This is a genomic window from Faecalibacterium sp. BIOML-A1, from assembly GCF_009679715.1.
Classification (GTDB): Bacteria; Bacillota; Clostridia; order Oscillospirales; family Ruminococcaceae; genus Faecalibacterium; species Faecalibacterium taiwanense.
In genome coordinates this window covers 151,581-167,887 of record NZ_WKZJ01000004.1, presented here as the reverse complement: position 1 = coordinate 167,887, position 16,307 = coordinate 151,581, and the positions used below count along the sequence as shown (strand labels likewise).

Sequence of the window (16,307 nt, the reverse complement as noted above, 5' to 3'; positions counted from 1 at the left end):
TTCAGTTGGCAGTGGGGAAGGTGACAGTAATGGTAGTGCCCACATCCACCTGACTTTCCAGCTTGATACGTGCGTTGTGGATGCGTGCGATATGCTTGACGATGGCAAGGCCCAGACCGGTACCGCCGGTAGCCTTGCTGCGGCTCTTATCCACACGATAGAAGCGCTCAAACACGCTGGACTGTGCTTCTTTCGGGATGCCGATGCCGTTATCGGCCACAGTCAGGGTGCAGTGTCCGTCGCGGCTGCAGGCTGTGGTGATCTGTACCTTACCGCCGGGACGATTATAACGGATCGCATTATCGCACAGGTTCTGGCATAGCTCGTCCAGCAGGGCACGGTTGCCGTGCACAAGAGCACTTTCGCCCAGACAGTTCAGCGAGATGTAAGCCCGGCGGGCATTCAGCTTCTGGCGCTCTACGCAGTCCTTGGCAACGGTAAGCAGATCCACTGTTTCCATCTCCGGCTCAGAACCGGCTTCGCTGGCGTTGTCCAGACTGGAAAGCTGCAGGATATCGTTCACCAGCTGGATCATACGGCTGGCCTCCACATGGATCTTCTGGGCAAAGCCCGGCACATCCTCAGGCTTTGCAATGCCGGTCTCGATCAGCTCCGCATAGCCGGAAATACTGGTCAGCGGGGTCTTCAGCTCATGGCTGACATTGGCAGTAAACTCCTGCCGCATCTTTTCGTTGTTCTCACGGAGGATGCGGTCAGAGTGGATGCTTTCGGCAAAGGGGACAAGCTCCTTATAGGGAACATTGTCCTGAATATGATCCAGATCTTCGGTCATGCTCAGCACAGGGGAGACCAATGCACGGGTGAGCAGAGCTGCCAGCACAGCGGCGGCCAGCATGAGTGCAACGCAGCTCAGCACGATGGCAGGCAGGGTCGAATCATAAATAGACCAGACCGTTTCTGCATCCTGTGCCATGCGCAAAATCTCACCGTTGGGCAACAGTACGGCATAGTAATAGGTCTCGTAGCCCATGGTCTGGGAGTCGCGGATGTCCCGGCCCACACCTTCGGTCATGGCCTGACGGATCTCCGGGCGGGAGAGATGGTTCTCCATGGGCTGATCGGTAGCAGATTCAAACAGCACGCTGCCGTCCTGCGAGATCAGGGTGATGCGCAGATCATTGGTAACAAAGGACGAAAGCTGCTGCGGGTCCTGCACCAGATCATAACCGGCGCTTACCAGATCGGCTTCCCGCTCAAGGCTGGTCCATGCCTGAGCCGTGAATGCCTTGTGAAAAACAAAGATGCAAAGCGCCGCCGTGAACAGCAGACCAAGGAAGCCCATCAGGAACAGGCGGTAGCTGATCTTTTCTTCCATGCTGCGCAGCTTCATTCTTCACCGGCCTCCTCTTCATCGGTCAGCTTGTAACCCACCTTGCGCACAGTGCAGATGTATTTGCCGGCATCCCCCAGCTTTTTGCGCAGGGTGCGGATATGCATATCCACAGTGCGGCTCTCCACCGAAATGTCGGTGCCCCACACCACCTGCAGAATGGTCTCGCGTGTCACCACCAGATTGGTGTTCTCCAGCAGCAAACGCAGCAGGCTGTACTCCTTGTAGGTCAGCTCCACCGGCGTTCCGCTCACAGTCACGTTGTGACGGGCATTGTCCAGCAGGATCTCGTGAAAGCTGAGTACGTTGGGACGTGCTTCCGGAGCCGAGCGGCGCAAGGCGGCGCGCACCCGGCTCAAAAATTCCATGATGCCAAAAGGCTTTGAGATGTAATCATCGGCACCGCAGTCCAGCCCGCGCACGGTGTCCAGCTCACTGGATTTTGCAGTCACCATGATGACGGGCAGCCTGCGCAGGGAAGGGGTGTTGCGCAGCTTTTTCAGGATGGAAAAACCGTCCTCACCGGGCAGCATCACGTCTAAGATCACCAGTTCCGGCTCTGCAGCGTGCATGGCCTGCCAGAACGGCTCAGAGCTTTCAAAGCTGGTCACTTCGTATCCGCTGGACTGCAGGGCATACTGTTCCAGCTCCCGGATGGCGGCATCGTCTTCAACAATATAGATCATTTGTCAAAATCCTCCGCAGATTGATTTTCAGGGAAGAGATAGCGTTCACGGTAACGGTCAAGACGGCGATGGAATTCCTCACTTTCCTTGGTGTCATTGCCGTGACGCAGCTCGTTGAGGTATGCGTGGGTATCAAAGCTGTCCTGTGCAACCTCGATCTGTGCAACGGCTACGTTGCTGCAGTGGTCGCACACACGCTCATAGTTGGTCAGCAGGTCGTCCAGCACAAAGCCATATTCAATGGAGCAGCTGCCGGCCTGCAGGCGGGCAATGTGATGGGCCTTGATGGCACGTACCAGCTCGTTGACCACGGCTTCCAGCGGTTCCACCTTGCTGGCAAGATGCAGATCACCCTTGCGGAAAGCATCAGTGGTGCGGTTCAGAATATCCTGCACCGCATCCTCCAGCACCTGCAGCTCGTCGCGGGCATCCTGCGAGAACTGGATTTCTTTGGTGTGCATCTCTTCGGCAGATTCCATCAGGTTTACGGAATGGTCGCTGATACGCTCAAAATCGCTGATGGTGTGCAGCAGGGTATTTACGCTCTGGCTGTCGGCATGGTTCAGCTCACGGCTGGAAAGCTTGACGAGATAGGTGCCGAGAGCGTCCTCGTAACGGTCTACCTGCGTCTCTTCCTCGCGGATTTTCTGCGCAAGGGTGTCGTTCCAATCATGAGTCAGGCTCATGGCCTGCATCACGCCCACACGGGCAAGCTCTGCCATTTCAGCAGTTGCAGAGCGTGCACGCTCCACGGCCACGGCAGGGGTGTTCAGCAGGCGGTTATCCAGCAGCGCAAAGCTTTCCTTTTCCGGCGAATCCGGAATGGTAAGGATGGCCAGCTTTTCCAGCAGGTTTGCAAAGGGCAGCAGCACCAGCGTTGCCACGATATTGAACACCGAGTGCACCACAGCGATGCCCCATGCCTCGATGGTGGTGTTCACAAAAGCAAAGTGGCAGACCGTATTCAGGCCGTAAAAGCCGACAAGGAAGATGGTCACACCGATGATGTTGAAGTACAGATGGACCATGGCAGCACGGCGTGCATTCTTGTTGGCACCCACAGAGGAGATCAACGCGGTAACGCAGGTGCCGATGTTCTGACCCATGATAATGGGAATGGCACTGCCGTAGGTGATCACGCCGGTGGCGCTCAATGCCTGCAGAATACCCACGCTGGCGCTGGAGCTCTGGATGATGCCGGTAACAAGGGCACCCACCAGAACGCCCAGAAGAGGGTTGGAAAAGCGGGTGAACAGGCTGGTGAACCATGCCTCGTTCTGCAGGGGCAGGACGGCGTTAGACATGGTGGTCATGCCAGTCATCAGCACGGCAAAGCCGATGAGGATGGTGCCCACGCCTTTTTTCTTCTCACTCTTACACATATACAGCAAAATGCCGATAAATGCAAGCAAAGGACTGAAAGAAGTGGGTTTGAGCAGATTGATGAGGAGGCTGTCGCCCTGCAGGCCGGAAAGGCTCAGGATCCAGCTGGTGACAGTGGTGCCCACATTGCTGCCCATGATCACGCCGATGGCCTGATGCAGCTCCATGATGCCGCTGTTGACAAAGCCGACCACCATGACCGTGGTAGCGCTGGAACTCTGGATCACAGCGGTGACGCACAGGCCAAGGAAAAAGCCTTTAAGGGGGTTGTCAGTCAGCTTGCTCAGGATCTTCTGCAGCTGGCCGCCGGCCTGCTTTTCCAGTGCTTTGCCCATGATGTCCATGCCGAACAGGAACAGGGCAAGACCTCCAAGCAGGGAAAAGACATTGAAGATGGTCATAAAGATTTCCTCACTTTGGTTTGACGTGTTTTTGATGTGTTTCTCCTGATTTTGAGTATACAGATGCAATGTAAAATCCAAAATCGAGGGAATGTAAAATCCGTGTAAAGGTAAGAAAAATGTAAAAAATCAGTACATGGCTGCGCTGCTGCGTGCATTCTTGCCGGGCTGCGAAAAAGCCGCCCGCACAATATTGTTTTTTACCGATCGTTCTATTATAATAATAAGAAGGAATCCTGCACGGTACCTGACAGCAGGCAGGGCTGTGCAGCAAAAGGGAGCACAGGAGGAACAAGAATGGGCACATTCAATGTCTCGCTCAAAACGCTGACCGACCGTGTCAGCATGGAAGTTGTCTATACGCCGAAGGAACTGGATCAGATCTGTGTGGAGATCGCCGAAGTGAACCGCCCGGGTCTGTTTCTGGCGGGCTATTACGATTATTTTGATAAGCTGCGTCTGCAGATCATGGGTCTGGCCGAGATGAACTTTCTGTCCGGCCTTTCACCGGAAAAACGCTACGAAGCGCTGGATCAGCTGTTCCGTCAGCAGCCGCCGGCTGTTATCGTCTGCCGCAGCGAGGAATTGACTCCCTTCCCGGAGATGCAGGAGCTGGCCCAGAAGCATGGTGTTGCACTGCTGCGTTCCAATGAGACCACCTGCACTCTGATGGGCAGCCTGATCAGTGTGCTGAATCTGGAACTGGCACCGCGTATCACCCGCCATGGTGTGCTGGTGGAAGTGTACGGCGAAGGCATCCTGATCCTGGGCGACAGCGGCATTGGCAAAAGCGAGCTTGCCATCGAGCTGGTCAAGCGCGGCCATCGCCTTGTGGCAGATGATGCGGTGGAGCTGCGCAAGGTGTCCAACCGCCAGATCATGGGTACTGCCCCGGAGAATATCCGCCACTTCATTGAGCTGCGCGGCATTGGCATCGTCAATGTGGCCCGTGTGTACGGCGTGGGCGCGGTCAAGCTGAGCGAAAGCCTTGACCTTGTGGTTCAGCTGGAAGCATGGGACCCCACTAAGAACTACCAGCGCACCGGTCTGGAAAACGAATACTACGACATTCTGGGCGTCAGCATTCCCAGCACCAGCATTCCGGTCTCACCGGGCCGCAATCTGGCTGTCGTGCTGGAAACTGCAGCCATCAACAACCGCCAGAAGAAGATGGGTTACAACGCAGCGCGTGAACTGCTGATCCGTCTGGGTCTGGACGATAAAATGGATTGATCCCACACCGCAAAAGGAGCAAGTTATCATGGAACGATTCAAGCAGAAACTGCAGGCAGAAGCGATCCCGTTCAGGGAGAATGAACCGCTTGCGGCGCACTGTACCTTTAAAATCGGAGGCCCGGCACAGCTGTTTGTCATGCCGGAAAACGAGCAGCAGCTCTGCAGTGCAGTTGCTCTTTGCAAAGAGCAGGCTGTCCGCTATTACCTGCTGGGCAACGGCAGCAACATCCTGTTTGCGGACGAAGGCTTTTCCGGCGTGGTGATCGATGTTTCGGCACTGGACGCAGAGATCGCGGTGGAAGATACAGTCCTGACCGCAGGCGCAGGTGTCCGCCTTGCGGCACTGTGTAAGGCGGCACTGAAGCATGGTCTGTCCGGGCTGGAATTTGCCTACGGCATCCCCGGCACGGTGGGCGGCGCAGTGTATATGAATGCGGGTGCCTACGGCGGCGAGATGAAGGACGTGCTCACCACAGTGCGGTATCTGGCGGCAGAAGGCGAGGTCAGAGAAGTGCCTGCCGCAGAGCTGGATCTCCGCTATCGCCACAGCATTTTTGAAGAGAACAGCGGCTGCATCCTCTCGGCACAGTTCCATCTGCAGCCCGGAAACGCAGCGGACATCCGTGCAAAAATGGATGAATTGATGGCCAAGCGTGTGGAAAAGCAGCCGCTGGATAAGCCCAGCGCCGGCAGCACCTTCAAGCGCCCGGCGGGTGCTTTTGCGGCTGCGCTGATCGACCAGTGCGGCCTGCGCGGCTATCGCCACGGCGGCGCAGCCGTCAGCGATAAGCACTGCGGCTTTGTGGTAAACCTTGGCGGCGCTACCTGTGCTGATGTGCTGGCACTCTGTGACGAGGTGCGCGCCATCGTAAAGGAAAAGACGGGCTACGACCTTGAAAAAGAGATCCGGGTCGTCCGATAACGGAAAAAGCAAAAAAGGAGCGGTAGATCAGATTATGGAGCTGTTGATCGTCAGCGGACTTTCCGGTGCAGGCAAGTCGGTGGCTATGAATGCGCTGGAAGATATCGGTTTTTTCTGTATAGATAATGTTCCGGCCGGACTGCTGCCCAGCATCACTGCATTCTCGGAAGCGGGCGACAGCCAGCTGGAGCGGGTGGCTCTTTCCATGGATGTGCGCGGCTGCCGCACCAGCGAAGAGATCGAGCGTGCGCTCGACAAGCTGGATGAGCAGGGTGTGGATTATAAAATTCTATTTCTGGATGCCCCGGACGATGTACTCATGCGCCGCTACAGCGAGACCCGCCGCCGCCACCCCATCAGCATTGCCGAGGGCATTTCCACCCGGGAGGCCTTTGCAAAGGAACGCAAAATATTGAAGCCTTTGCAGGAGCGTGCAGATTACGTCATCAATACTGCTCTGCTTTCTACAGCACAAAACAAAGAACGCATCTGCGATCTTTTTGCAAAAAATGGTGGAGCCAAGGGTGCCATGCGCCTGACCGTGATGTCCTTTGGATTCAAATTCGGCATCCCGCCGGAGGCAGACCTTGTGCTGGATGTGCGCTGCCTGCCCAACCCCTTCTACGTGCCGGAACTCAAGCATAAGACCGGCCTTGATCAGGATGTGGTGGATTTTGTCATGAGCCACCCGGAAGCGCAGGAACTGCTCAAGCGGTATGAGAACTTTTTGCAGTATGCACTGCCGCTGTACGTCAAGGAGGGCAAAAGCCAGCTGACCATTGCGGTGGGATGTACCGGCGGCAAGCACCGTTCCATTACATTTGCGCGTAAGATCGCGGAGTATTGCACGCAACTCGGCTACGAGCCGGGCGTGCAGCACCGCGATGCCAAGCGCTGACAGAATTCGAGGAAGTATGAGTAGTTTTGCATCCCGCGCGCGGGAGGAGATCGCGCAGCGCAGCATCCAGAAGGATTGCTGTGTGCGTGCGGCAGCTTATGGCATTGCGTGCTTTGCCAAATATTTTGATGCAAAGGGTCTGGTGGTGCAGACCGAGCAGCAGGAGACGGTGCAGGCTGCCCAGCAGCTGTTCGCACGCTGCGGCGTGCAGGGCGAGATCCTGCACAAGCAGCGACCTAGCGGCGTGCTGTATGAGTTCAACATCCGCGCGCCGGAGCAGGTGGCCCGGGTGCATGAGCTGTTCGGCACCACGGGCAGCGAGACCAGCCTGCAGATCGATCCCCGCCTTATCCGCTGTCAGACCTGCGTCAGTGCGTACATTGGCGCAGCTTTTTTGTGCAGTGGAACGGTCATTGATCCGCAGAAAGAATATAATCTGGAATTTCTTACCTCCCGCACCAATCTGGCACGGGACTTTGAAGCGCTGCTGGCAGAGCATGAGTTTGCACCACACCGCACCCGCCGCAACGGCGTGAACCTGATCTACGTCAAGACCGGGGCCAATGTGGAACGGCTGCTCAGCTTTATGGGCGCTGGAAACGCTGCAGAGGAAATGCATGCACAAAAAGCCTTCAAACAGGTGCGCAACCAGACCAACCGACAGACCAACTGCGACACCGCAAACCTCGGCAAAACGGCCCGCGCCAATGCGCAGACGCTGAAGGCCATCCGCTTTCTGGAAGAGCAGGATGCCCTTAGCACTCTGCCGGAGGTACTGCAGGAGGCCGCTGCCAAGCGGATGCAGTACCCGGATCTTTCGCTCACAGCGCTGTGCGGCTGCTTTGAGCCACCCGTGAGCAAATCCGGCCTGTCGCACCGGATGAAGAAGCTGGAGGCATTAGCCGAAAATCTGCGGCAGAATCTGGAACAGGAGGCAAAAGCATGAGCGAAGCATTAGCCAATACCCGGCCTTTTGTCCATCTGCACATCCACACAGAGTACAGCTTGCTGGATGGTGCCTGCCGCATTGACCAGCTGATGGATCGCGTAAAAGAGTGCGGACAGACCGCCATTGCCTGCACCGACCACGGCGTGATGTACGGCTGCGTGCAGTTTTATAAGGCTGCAAAAAAGGCTGGCATCAAGCCCATCATCGGCTGTGAGGTGTATGTGGCCACCCGCACCCGCTTTGACAAGGTAAATAAGATCGACGGCAACAACCACCTGATCCTGCTGTGCAAAAATGAGACCGGCTACAAAAACCTGATCAAAATGGTGTCGGCCGCCTTTGTGGAGGGCTTTTATTCCAAGCCCCGCATTGATAAGGAACTGCTGGAAAAATATCACGAAGGTCTGATCTGCCTGTCGGCCTGTTTGGCAGGCGAAGTTCCACAGGCTATTCTGGCGGGCGATTATGAGCGCGCCAAAGCAGCAGCGCTGTGGTATCGAGACCTCTTCGGCGAGGGAAACTATTATATCGAGCTTCAGGACCATGGTCTGGAAGAGGATAATACTGTGCTGCCGCAGCTCATCAAGCTTGCACGGGAGACCGGCATTCCCATGGCAGCCACCAACGACTCCCACTATCTGCGCAAGGAGGATGCCAAAATGCAGGGCATCCTGCTCTGCATCCAGACCGGCAAGACCATTCAGGATGCGGATAAAATGGAGTTCCAGACCGACGAGTTCTATGTCAAAACGACAGACGAAATGTACGAGCTGTTCTCCATGGTGCCGGAAGCCTGCGAGAATACCGCCAAAATTGCCGAACAGTGTAACTTTGATTTTGATTTTGGACACACTAAAATTCCATATTACAAAGCGCCGAACGGTATGGATAATCAGGCGTTTTTTGAAAAGCTCTGCTGGGAAGGTCTGGAGCGCCGCTACGGCCCCAATGTTCCGCAGGCCAACAAAGACCGTCTGGAATACGAGATCGGCGTGGTCAAAAAGATGGGCTACACGAACTACTATCTTATCGTGTGGGACTACGTGAACTACGCCAAGAGTCAGGGTATCCCGGTAGGCCCGGGCCGTGGCTCCGGCGCAGGCAGCATTGCGGCTTACAGCGTGGGCATCACGGATATCGACCCCATCCGTTATAACCTGATCTTTGAGCGCTTCCTGAACCCAGAGCGCGTCAGTATGCCAGATTTTGATGTGGACTTCTGCTACGAGCGCCGTCAGGAAGTGATCGATTACGTCAACCGGAAATATGGTGCCGACCATGTGGCTCAGATCGTCACCTTTGGCACCATGGCCGCCCGCAACGCCATCCGCGATGTGGGCCGCGTGATGGGCATTCCGTATCAGCAGGTAGATGTTGTGGCAAAGCAGGTGCCCATGGAGCTGAAAATGACGCTGAAGCGTGCGTTGGAGGTATCGCCGGAACTTAAGCGGATGTACGATACCGACCCGCAGGTCACAGAGCTGATCGACACGGCCTTGAAGGTGGAGGGCATGCCCCGCCATGCTTCCACCCATGCGGCGGGTGTCGTCATTACCCCGGAGCCTACGGACTACTATCTGCCGCTGGCCACCAACGACGGCCTGCCTGTGACCCAGTTCAACATGACCGAGATCGAAGAACTTGGCCTTTTGAAGATGGACTTTCTGGGCCTGCGCACGCTGACCGTCATTCATGACGCGGAAACTGCTGTGCAGAAGCACCACCCGGAGTTTTCCATCCAGAAGCTGGATTACGACGACCCGGACACCTACAGGATGCTGGGACAGGGAGACACCGAGGGTGTGTTCCAGCTGGAATCTTCCGGCATGAAGCAGGTGCTTGTGGGCCTGCAGCCGCAGAACCTAGAAGACATTATCGCTCTGATCAGCCTGTACCGTCCCGGCCCCATGGATTCGATCCCCACCTACCTGCGCAACCGCCACGAGCCGGACAAAATCAGCTATAAGACCCCACAGCTGGCCCACATTCTGGATGTGACCAATGGCTGCATCGTCTATCAGGAGCAGGTCATGCAGATCTTCCGGGAGCTGGCAGGTTTTTCTTTTGGTCAGGCAGACAATGTCCGCCGTGCCATGAGCAAAAAGAAACATGCCGTCATGGAGGCCGAGCGAGAGCACTTTGTGTACGGCTGCACCGATCCCGGCAACGAATGCCCCGGCTGTGTGGCAAACGGCATCTCTGAGAAAGTGGCCAATGAGATCTACGATGAAATGTCCAGTTTCGCTTCATATGCGTTCAATAAGAGCCATGCGGCCTGCTATGCCTATGTGGCATTCCAGACGGCCTACCTCAAGTGCCATTATCCCAGTGAGTTCATGGCGGCTTTGCTGACCAGTGTGCTGGATAACACGGATAAGGTCATTGAATATTCCGGCGAGTGTGCCCGCCTTGGCATCAAGGTGCTGCCGCCGGATGTGAATGTTTCCAACGGCGGCTTTACGGCGGATGGAAGCGGTCAGATCCGCTTTGGCCTGAATGCGGTCAAAAATGTGGGCCGCAACCTGATCGAGAATGTGGTGAAGGGGCGGCAGAATAAGCCTTACACCAGCCTGTACGATTTCTGCAAGCGGATGCATGGCAATGAACTGAACCGCCGGGCAGTGGAGTGCCTCATCAAGGCCGGCGCATTCGATCATCTGGGCAACAACCGCCACAGCCATGTGGAGGCCGTAGAGGGCATTCTGAAGAGCATTGAGACCGACTCTCGGCGCAATCTGGATGGACAGCTGGATCTGTTCTCGGTGATGAGCGGGGAAGCACAGAGCGGTGCTTCCGAGGATAACTATGAAATAAAGCAGCTGCCGGAGTACAGCCATAAGGAACTGCTCCAGCAGGAAAAGGAAGTCAGCGGTCTGTATCTGTCCGGTCATCCGCTGGATGCTTACCGGGAACAATCGGCACGCATTGCATCCCACACCATCAAGGATCTTACAGGGGAAGATGCCCATGTGAAGGATGGAGAAAAAGTGCGCATTGTGTGCGCGGTGGTAAAAAGCCGCATAATGACCACAAAGTCCAACAGCATGATGGCTTTTACCAGCGTAGAAGACCTGACCGGCACCATGGAAGTGATCGTATTCCCAAAGGTGCTGGATGCTTTCCGGGATTCACTGCACGAAAATGCAGTCGTCGTGATCGATGGCAGACTGTCGGTACGGGAGGATGAAGCTTCCAAGCTGCTGGCAGAGAGCATCGTCCCGGTCGAAAATTACGATCCGGCCCGACTGGATAACGGCAGGCCGGACCCGATGAAAACGGCAGCAAAGAAGCTGTATATCCGTGTGCCTTCCCGCAGCAGCAGGGAATATGCAAAGGTGGTCAATCTGCTTGGCATTTTTGATGGGGACATGCCGGTGCTCCTGTATCTGACCGATACCAAGCAGTATCTGCGTGTGCCGCGCCATCTGTACGCATCCGGCCATCCGCTGCTGTTCAAAGAGCTGGAAAGGCTGGTCGGAACGGACAACATTGCAACAAAATGACATTTCCGTGCACGAATCTTAACGCAAATCCGGCGGGATGGCTGTTTCCAAAATAAGGCGTTTGTGTTATAATGATTCAAGGCAAATGAAGTGCTTTGGACAGCGTTAAAACGGAGAACGCTGTGATACCATTGGGTAAATGAAGAAACAAATTGGAGGGAAACTCTCGTATGGAAAAGCAGATCAAAACGATTGGCGTATTGACGAGCGGTGGTGATGCTCCTGGCATGAACGCTGCCGTGCGCGCCGTAGTCCGTACCGGCCTGCATAAGGGTTACCGCATGATCGGCATTCAGCGTGGCTACAATGGCCTGCTGAACGGCGAATGCTTTGAAATGAACCTGCGCAGTGTGTCGAACATCATCTCTGCAGGCGGTACCATTCTGTATACCGCCCGCTGTCTGGAATTCAAGACCAAGGAAGGTCAGGACAAGGGTGCAGAGAAGTGCCGCGAACTGGGCATTGATGCGCTGGTGGTCATTGGCGGCGACGGTTCTTACCGCGGCGCTCGTGAGCTGGCCCACCGCGGCATTCCGATGATCGGTCTGCCTGGCACTATTGACAACGATATTTCCTGCACCGATTACACCATTGGCTACGATACCGCCATGAATACCGCGCTGGAGATGATCGACAAGCTGCGCGATACCACCCAGAGCCACGACCGCTGCAGTGTGGTCGAGGTCATGGGCCGCAACGCCGGTTATATTGCTCTGAATGTTGCAATTGCTTCCGGCGCTATGGCTGTTCTACTGCCGGAGAAGGAATTTGACATGCAGCGTGATATTCTGGATAAGATCGCTGAGACTCAGAAGACCGGCAAGCGTCACTTCATTATTATCGTTGCCGAGGGTGTCGGCCATGCACAGGAGATCGCAAACGAGATTCAGGCACGCACCGGCATCGACTCCCGCGCCACCATTCTGGGCCATGTCCAGCGCGGTGGTTCTCCCACTCTGCGTGACCGTGTGAACGCTTCTGCAATGGGCTACCATGCCGTGTGCCTGCTGGAGCAGGGCAAGTATAACCGCATCGTCGGCATGAAGGGCGAAAAGCTGGTGGATTACCCTGTGGATGAAGCTCTTGAAATGACCAAGACGCTTGACCCGGTGCTGATCGACGTGTGTAACACCATTTCTATCTGATATTTATAAAGCCAATACTATGGAGCTGTTCTCTCGAAGAATCGGGAGGATGGCTCTTTTTTTGCGTTTTAACGCAAAAAATATATGAACTGACTGGAACTTTCTGCAGTTAAAAAAAGAAAAATCGTGAATGAAAAGTGCATAGCTTAAAATTGAAATTTGTGGAAGGTGGTTTACGGGAAATTGTGGAGGAATACGCAGGGCGTGTTTTACTACTTTGGCAGGAAAATAACGATTATGCGTGAGGCAAAAATTGTAGCACAAAAAGCCAATTTTGTCTTGAACTTTTTGCCGTATGTGCTAGAATAAAAGAGAAAGGCATCCTTGTGTCCAACAGATATCTGGATGTGAATATTGGAAAGTAAATTCGGAGGTAATCACAATGGCTGATATGTTTGCACCGCTGGTAGCACAGCTGAAGGCAAATCCCAAGACGATCGTTTTCACCGAGGGCAATGATCCCCGCATTCTGGAGGCCGCTGCAAAGCTGCTGGCCGAGGGCGTGCTGAAGGTCGTCATGGTGGGCAACGAGGCTGAGTGCAAGGCTGCTGCTGCCGCCGGTAACTTTGATATTTCCGCTGCCGAGATCATCGACCCCGAGAACTATGCCGGTTTCGATGAGATGGTCAACACCATGGTGGAGCTGCGCAAGGGCAAGCAGACCGCTGAGGAGTGCACCGCTCTGCTGAAGAAGTCCAACTACTTCGGCACCATGCTGGTGAAGATGGGCAAGGCTGATTGCCTGCTGGGCGGCGCTACTTACTCCACTGCCGACACCATTCGTCCCGCTCTGCAGCTGGTCAAGACCAAGAAGGGCGCACATCTGGTCAGCTCCTGCTTCATTCTGGACCGTGACTGCGGTGAAGAGGGCCTGAAGCGCATTGCCATGGGCGACTGCGCTGTTAACATCGACTATACCGATACCATTGATAAGGCTACCGGCGAGGTCAAGATCGCCGCTTCTGCAAAGCTTGCTGAGGTTGCTATTGAGACCGCTAAGACCGCAAAGTTGTTCGGCATCGATCCGAAGGTTGCTGTGCTGAGCTTCTCCACCAAGGGCTCCGGCAAGGGCGGCACCGTTGCTTTGAGCCATGACGCTGTGATCAAGGCTCAGGAAATGGATCCCGAGTTGGCTGTGGACGGTGAGCTGCAGTTTGACGCTGCCGTTGCTCCCGAAGTTGCACAGGTCAAGTGCAAGGGCAGCAAGGTGGCTGGTCAGGCCAACACCTTCATCTTCCCCTGCATCGAGGCCGGCAACATCGGCTATAAGATTGCTCAGCGTCTGGGTGGTTATGCAGCTTACGGCCCCATCCTGCAGGGTCTGAACGCTCCCATCAACGACCTGTCCCGTGGTTGCAACGCCGACGAGGTCTACAAGATGAGCCTGATCACTGCCTGCCAGTCTTGAGCTGACTGATTGAAAATAGCCGCCGCATTCACCGTACAAAACGGGCAGAATGTTGAGGCCTCAAAGGCAGATTTCAAAAAATGAGTATAGAAAAGCTGAGCATCTGTGAAAAAGCAGGTGCTCAGCTTTTTGCATTTTCAGTTCCGAAAAATTCTACTCTTTTTGAGGGAAAAAGATGAGATTTTTGCTTTCCGCTTTTCGTTGGCGCTATTTTGCAACAGCCCCTTTACAGGTTTGCTCAGTTCTTTTCGATATACACGCTGGTGGAGGGGAACGCAAAATCCACACCGTCGGCCTGCATGATGTCCATAATGTTCAGGTTCAGGTCGTTCTGCATCTGCAAAAATTCCGCGTAGGCGTTGGTCAGCAGGTAGGCGGAGACCAGAATGTTGATGCTGGAATCACCAAAGTTTGCAAGCTGTACGATGTTGGTACCCTTGTTGGTGTAAGGGCTTGCGTCCAGCATGGTCTGCAAGTCTTTCATCAGCTGTTCCAGCTTCGGGCGGGTGGTGCCATAGGTGACACCCAGATTGAACTTGTAGGGCCGCATGGTGCGCAGGGCGGCGTTCTGCACGGTGGAAGAGCAGATCTTACTGTTCGTCACCACATTGATGGTTTTATCCAGCGAGCGGATGCGGGTGGAACGGAAGTTGATGTCGATCACTTCGCCTTCCACATCGCCCACAGTGATCCAGTCGCCCACCGAGAAGGGCTTGTCCAGCAGAATCACGATGCCGGAAAACAGGTTGCTGGCGCTTTCCTGTGCGGCCAGCGAGATGGTCAGACCAACCAGACCGGCACCGGCGACAATGCTGCCGATGGGAAAGCCCACTTCTTGTGCCAACGCTGCCACGCACAGCACGATCACCAGCACCTTGTAGGCGGTGTCCAGCAAAGAGCAGAGTGTTTTGTTGGAGCGGATCTCCGGGCTGCAGGAAGCCAGCAGCAGGTCGGCCAGATCCGATGCCGCATACAGGCCTTCGCAGACCAGCAGGGTCATGACAAGGCGGAAGCAGACCAACAGCAGCTTGGCAATGCCGGGAATGGCCCAGGGCAGGGAAGCTGCCGCCAGATATACGCCAACCGCAGTGCACATGCGCTGGATGGGTACCGCAAAGCTGCGCAGCAGGATGGGAGTGCCGTTAAAGTGCCACTTGCGGGCCAGCAGTGCCGGAATGCCCTTTTTGCTCAGCCAGCGGCGTACCAGCCATGCGGCAAGCAGAATGAGCAGCGCGCACCCTGCGCGCGCAGCCAGTGCAAACCAACCCTCCAGCAGTACAGAGCCAAGCTCAAACGAAAGATCACGAATAGAAAAGATCATGATAACCTCCTGAATTTTATACGACCCATCTATGATACCATACCGCACCCACCCGGGCAAGAGCTTACAGAGAAGGGAGCTTGAAAGAGTTACTTTGACATTTTTTGCACAAATTTTAAGATGCCCTCTTGACAAGCTGGGCCTGCCACGCTATACTTTGTGCCAGAAAGTTCGTTTCAGGGCGGGGTGAGATTCCCCACTGGCGGTAAAGTCCGCGACCACCCGCAAGGGTGCTGACCCGGTGCAACTCCGGGACCAACGGTATAGTCCGGATGCAAGAAACGGCAGGCAAATCGTTGTCTACGCGCCCTGTTGCAGTGTTTTTGTTGCAACAGGGCGCTTTTCTATTTGTCCTTCCCGTTCCAAAAAACAAGATACGAAAAGAGCTTTCGGAACAATTTTTGTAAGGGGCATCTTACCCCGGGAAGGATCATTACCATGAAAAAAAGCACGACTCATAATCTTACTGTTGCCGCCATGCTCAGTGCGGTGGCCTTTATCCTGATGTTCATTGAGTTTCCCATTCCGATGCTCATTCCGTCCTTCGTCAAGATGGACTTTTCTGACCTGCCGGCTCTGCTGGGTGCCTTTGCTCTCGGCCCGGTGTACGGTGTGGTCATCAGCTTTATGAAGAACCTGCTGCACATCGTTATCAAGGGCACTTCCACTGCATGCGTGGGCGAGCTGTGCAACTTCATGCTGGGTGCGGTTTTCTCCGCTGTGGCAGGCGTTATCTATAAGCACCACAAGAGCCGCAAGACCGCCATCATTGGTGCTATTGCAGGCGCTGCAGCCATGGCTGTGTTCAGCGTACCGTCCAACTACTTCATCACCTATCCGGCCTATGTACAGTTCTACCACATGCCGCTGGAAGCCATCCTCGGCATGTATCAGGCCATCCTGCCTTCTGCAGACAGCCTCATCAAGTGCCTTGTCATCTTCAATATGCCCTTCACGCTGGTCAAAGGCCTGCTGGATGCAGTGCTGTGCATGCTGATTTACAAGCCGCTGTCTCCCATCCTGCACGGCAGAAAGTAACTTGTTCTCCATTTTTTCTTCTTCTCAAATCATATAACCACAGCAAAACTCCCCGGTCAGGTCCCG

General features: G+C 55.1%; 12 protein-coding genes and 1 riboswitch. Of the genes, 8 read left to right on the top strand and 4 right to left on the bottom strand.

The annotated features are described in order from the left end of the window. Position 1: 1 nt before the first annotated feature. From GKG36_RS06880 to GKG36_RS06870, 3 genes are read right to left on the bottom strand one after another with little or no spacing between them, the layout of a single operon-like run. Positions 2 to 1,351 carry an ATP-binding protein gene (locus tag GKG36_RS06880; protein WP_097775631.1) on the bottom strand — a complete coding sequence of 450 codons (1,350 nt, stop codon included), beginning with the start codon at positions 1,349 to 1,351 and terminating at the stop codon, positions 2 to 4. Then, on the bottom strand, positions 1,348 to 2,037 hold the full coding sequence (locus GKG36_RS06875; protein WP_097777752.1) for a response regulator transcription factor: 690 nt from the start codon (positions 2,035 to 2,037) through the stop codon (positions 1,348 to 1,350). The genes GKG36_RS06880 and GKG36_RS06875 overlap by 4 nt, the downstream gene beginning before the upstream one ends. Continuing rightward, positions 2,034 to 3,821, bottom strand: coding sequence for a Na/Pi cotransporter family protein (locus tag GKG36_RS06870; RefSeq protein ID WP_154259878.1), 1,788 nt, complete (start codon positions 3,819 to 3,821; stop codon positions 2,034 to 2,036). The genes GKG36_RS06875 and GKG36_RS06870 overlap by 4 nt, the downstream gene beginning before the upstream one ends. 297 nt (positions 3,822 to 4,118) lie before the next feature. Between GKG36_RS06870 and hprK the strand changes: the two genes are divergently transcribed. From hprK to pta, 7 genes are all read left to right on the top strand, one after another. Continuing rightward, the gene (hprK, locus tag GKG36_RS06865) at positions 4,119 to 5,054 is read left to right on the top strand and encodes an HPr(Ser) kinase/phosphatase (RefSeq protein WP_005941969.1); all 936 of its coding nucleotides are present in this window, start codon (positions 4,119 to 4,121) and stop codon (positions 5,052 to 5,054) included. 28 nt (positions 5,055 to 5,082) lie between these two features. After that, positions 5,083 to 5,979: a UDP-N-acetylmuramate dehydrogenase gene (gene murB, locus GKG36_RS06860; protein WP_097782127.1), complete on the top strand. Its 897-nt coding sequence runs from the start codon at positions 5,083 to 5,085 to the stop codon at positions 5,977 to 5,979. Positions 5,980 to 6,013: 34 nt separating this feature from the next. Further along, positions 6,014 to 6,877, top strand: coding sequence for an RNase adapter RapZ (gene rapZ / locus GKG36_RS06855; protein ID WP_005941973.1), 864 nt, complete (start codon positions 6,014 to 6,016; stop codon positions 6,875 to 6,877). Positions 6,878 to 6,893: 16 nt separating this feature from the next. Next, complete coding sequence (gene whiA / locus GKG36_RS06850) at positions 6,894 to 7,823, top strand: DNA-binding protein WhiA (protein WP_005941975.1); 930 nt, start codon at positions 6,894 to 6,896, stop codon at positions 7,821 to 7,823. Continuing rightward, a complete protein-coding gene (locus GKG36_RS06845; protein WP_154259876.1) occupies positions 7,820 to 11,329 on the top strand; it encodes a DNA polymerase III subunit alpha in 3,510 nt (1,169 codons plus the stop codon). The genes whiA and GKG36_RS06845 overlap by 4 nt, the downstream gene beginning before the upstream one ends. Before the next feature lie 170 nt (positions 11,330 to 11,499). Continuing rightward, complete coding sequence (pfkA, locus tag GKG36_RS06840; RefSeq protein WP_005941980.1) at positions 11,500 to 12,474, top strand: 6-phosphofructokinase; 975 nt, start codon at positions 11,500 to 11,502, stop codon at positions 12,472 to 12,474. A 382-nt stretch (positions 12,475 to 12,856) separates the two neighbouring features. Continuing rightward, on the top strand, positions 12,857 to 13,882 hold the full coding sequence (gene pta / locus GKG36_RS06835; RefSeq protein WP_005941982.1) for a phosphate acetyltransferase: 1,026 nt from the start codon (positions 12,857 to 12,859) through the stop codon (positions 13,880 to 13,882). A gap of 238 nt (positions 13,883 to 14,120) precedes the next feature. Here pta and GKG36_RS06830 read toward each other — a convergent pair whose 3' ends face one another. After that, on the bottom strand, positions 14,121 to 15,203 hold the full coding sequence (locus GKG36_RS06830) for a mechanosensitive ion channel family protein (protein WP_154259874.1): 1,083 nt from the start codon (positions 15,201 to 15,203) through the stop codon (positions 14,121 to 14,123). 168 nt (positions 15,204 to 15,371) lie between these two features. Beyond that, a riboswitch (FMN riboswitch) is annotated at positions 15,372 to 15,491 on the top strand. Positions 15,492 to 15,641: 150 nt separating this feature from the next. On the opposite strand from GKG36_RS06830, the gene GKG36_RS06825 reads away from it, so the two are divergent. Next, positions 15,642 to 16,241 (top strand): ECF transporter S component, encoded by a 600-nt coding sequence (locus tag GKG36_RS06825; protein WP_005941988.1) that lies wholly within the window; start codon positions 15,642 to 15,644, stop codon positions 16,239 to 16,241. The last annotated feature ends 66 nt before the right edge of the window (positions 16,242 to 16,307 follow it).

Coding starts and splice junctions, on each gene's coding strand:
- GKG36_RS06880 (WP_097775631.1), bottom strand. CDS start 1,351: ATGAAGCTGCGCAGCATGGAAGAAAAGATCAGCTACCGCCTGTTCCTG.
- GKG36_RS06875 (WP_097777752.1), bottom strand. CDS start 2,037: ATGATCTATATTGTTGAAGACGATGCCGCCATCCGGGAGCTGGAACAG.
- GKG36_RS06870 (WP_154259878.1), bottom strand. CDS start 3,821: ATGACCATCTTCAATGTCTTTTCCCTGCTTGGAGGTCTTGCCCTGTTC.
- hprK (WP_005941969.1), top strand. CDS start 4,119: ATGGGCACATTCAATGTCTCGCTCAAAACGCTGACCGACCGTGTCAGC.
- murB (WP_097782127.1), top strand. CDS start 5,083: ATGGAACGATTCAAGCAGAAACTGCAGGCAGAAGCGATCCCGTTCAGG.
- rapZ (WP_005941973.1), top strand. CDS start 6,014: ATGGAGCTGTTGATCGTCAGCGGACTTTCCGGTGCAGGCAAGTCGGTG.
- whiA (WP_005941975.1), top strand. CDS start 6,894: ATGAGTAGTTTTGCATCCCGCGCGCGGGAGGAGATCGCGCAGCGCAGC.
- GKG36_RS06845 (WP_154259876.1), top strand. CDS start 7,820: ATGAGCGAAGCATTAGCCAATACCCGGCCTTTTGTCCATCTGCACATC.
- pfkA (WP_005941980.1), top strand. CDS start 11,500: ATGGAAAAGCAGATCAAAACGATTGGCGTATTGACGAGCGGTGGTGAT.
- pta (WP_005941982.1), top strand. CDS start 12,857: ATGGCTGATATGTTTGCACCGCTGGTAGCACAGCTGAAGGCAAATCCC.
- GKG36_RS06830 (WP_154259874.1), bottom strand. CDS start 15,203: ATGATCTTTTCTATTCGTGATCTTTCGTTTGAGCTTGGCTCTGTACTG.
- GKG36_RS06825 (WP_005941988.1), top strand. CDS start 15,642: ATGAAAAAAAGCACGACTCATAATCTTACTGTTGCCGCCATGCTCAGT.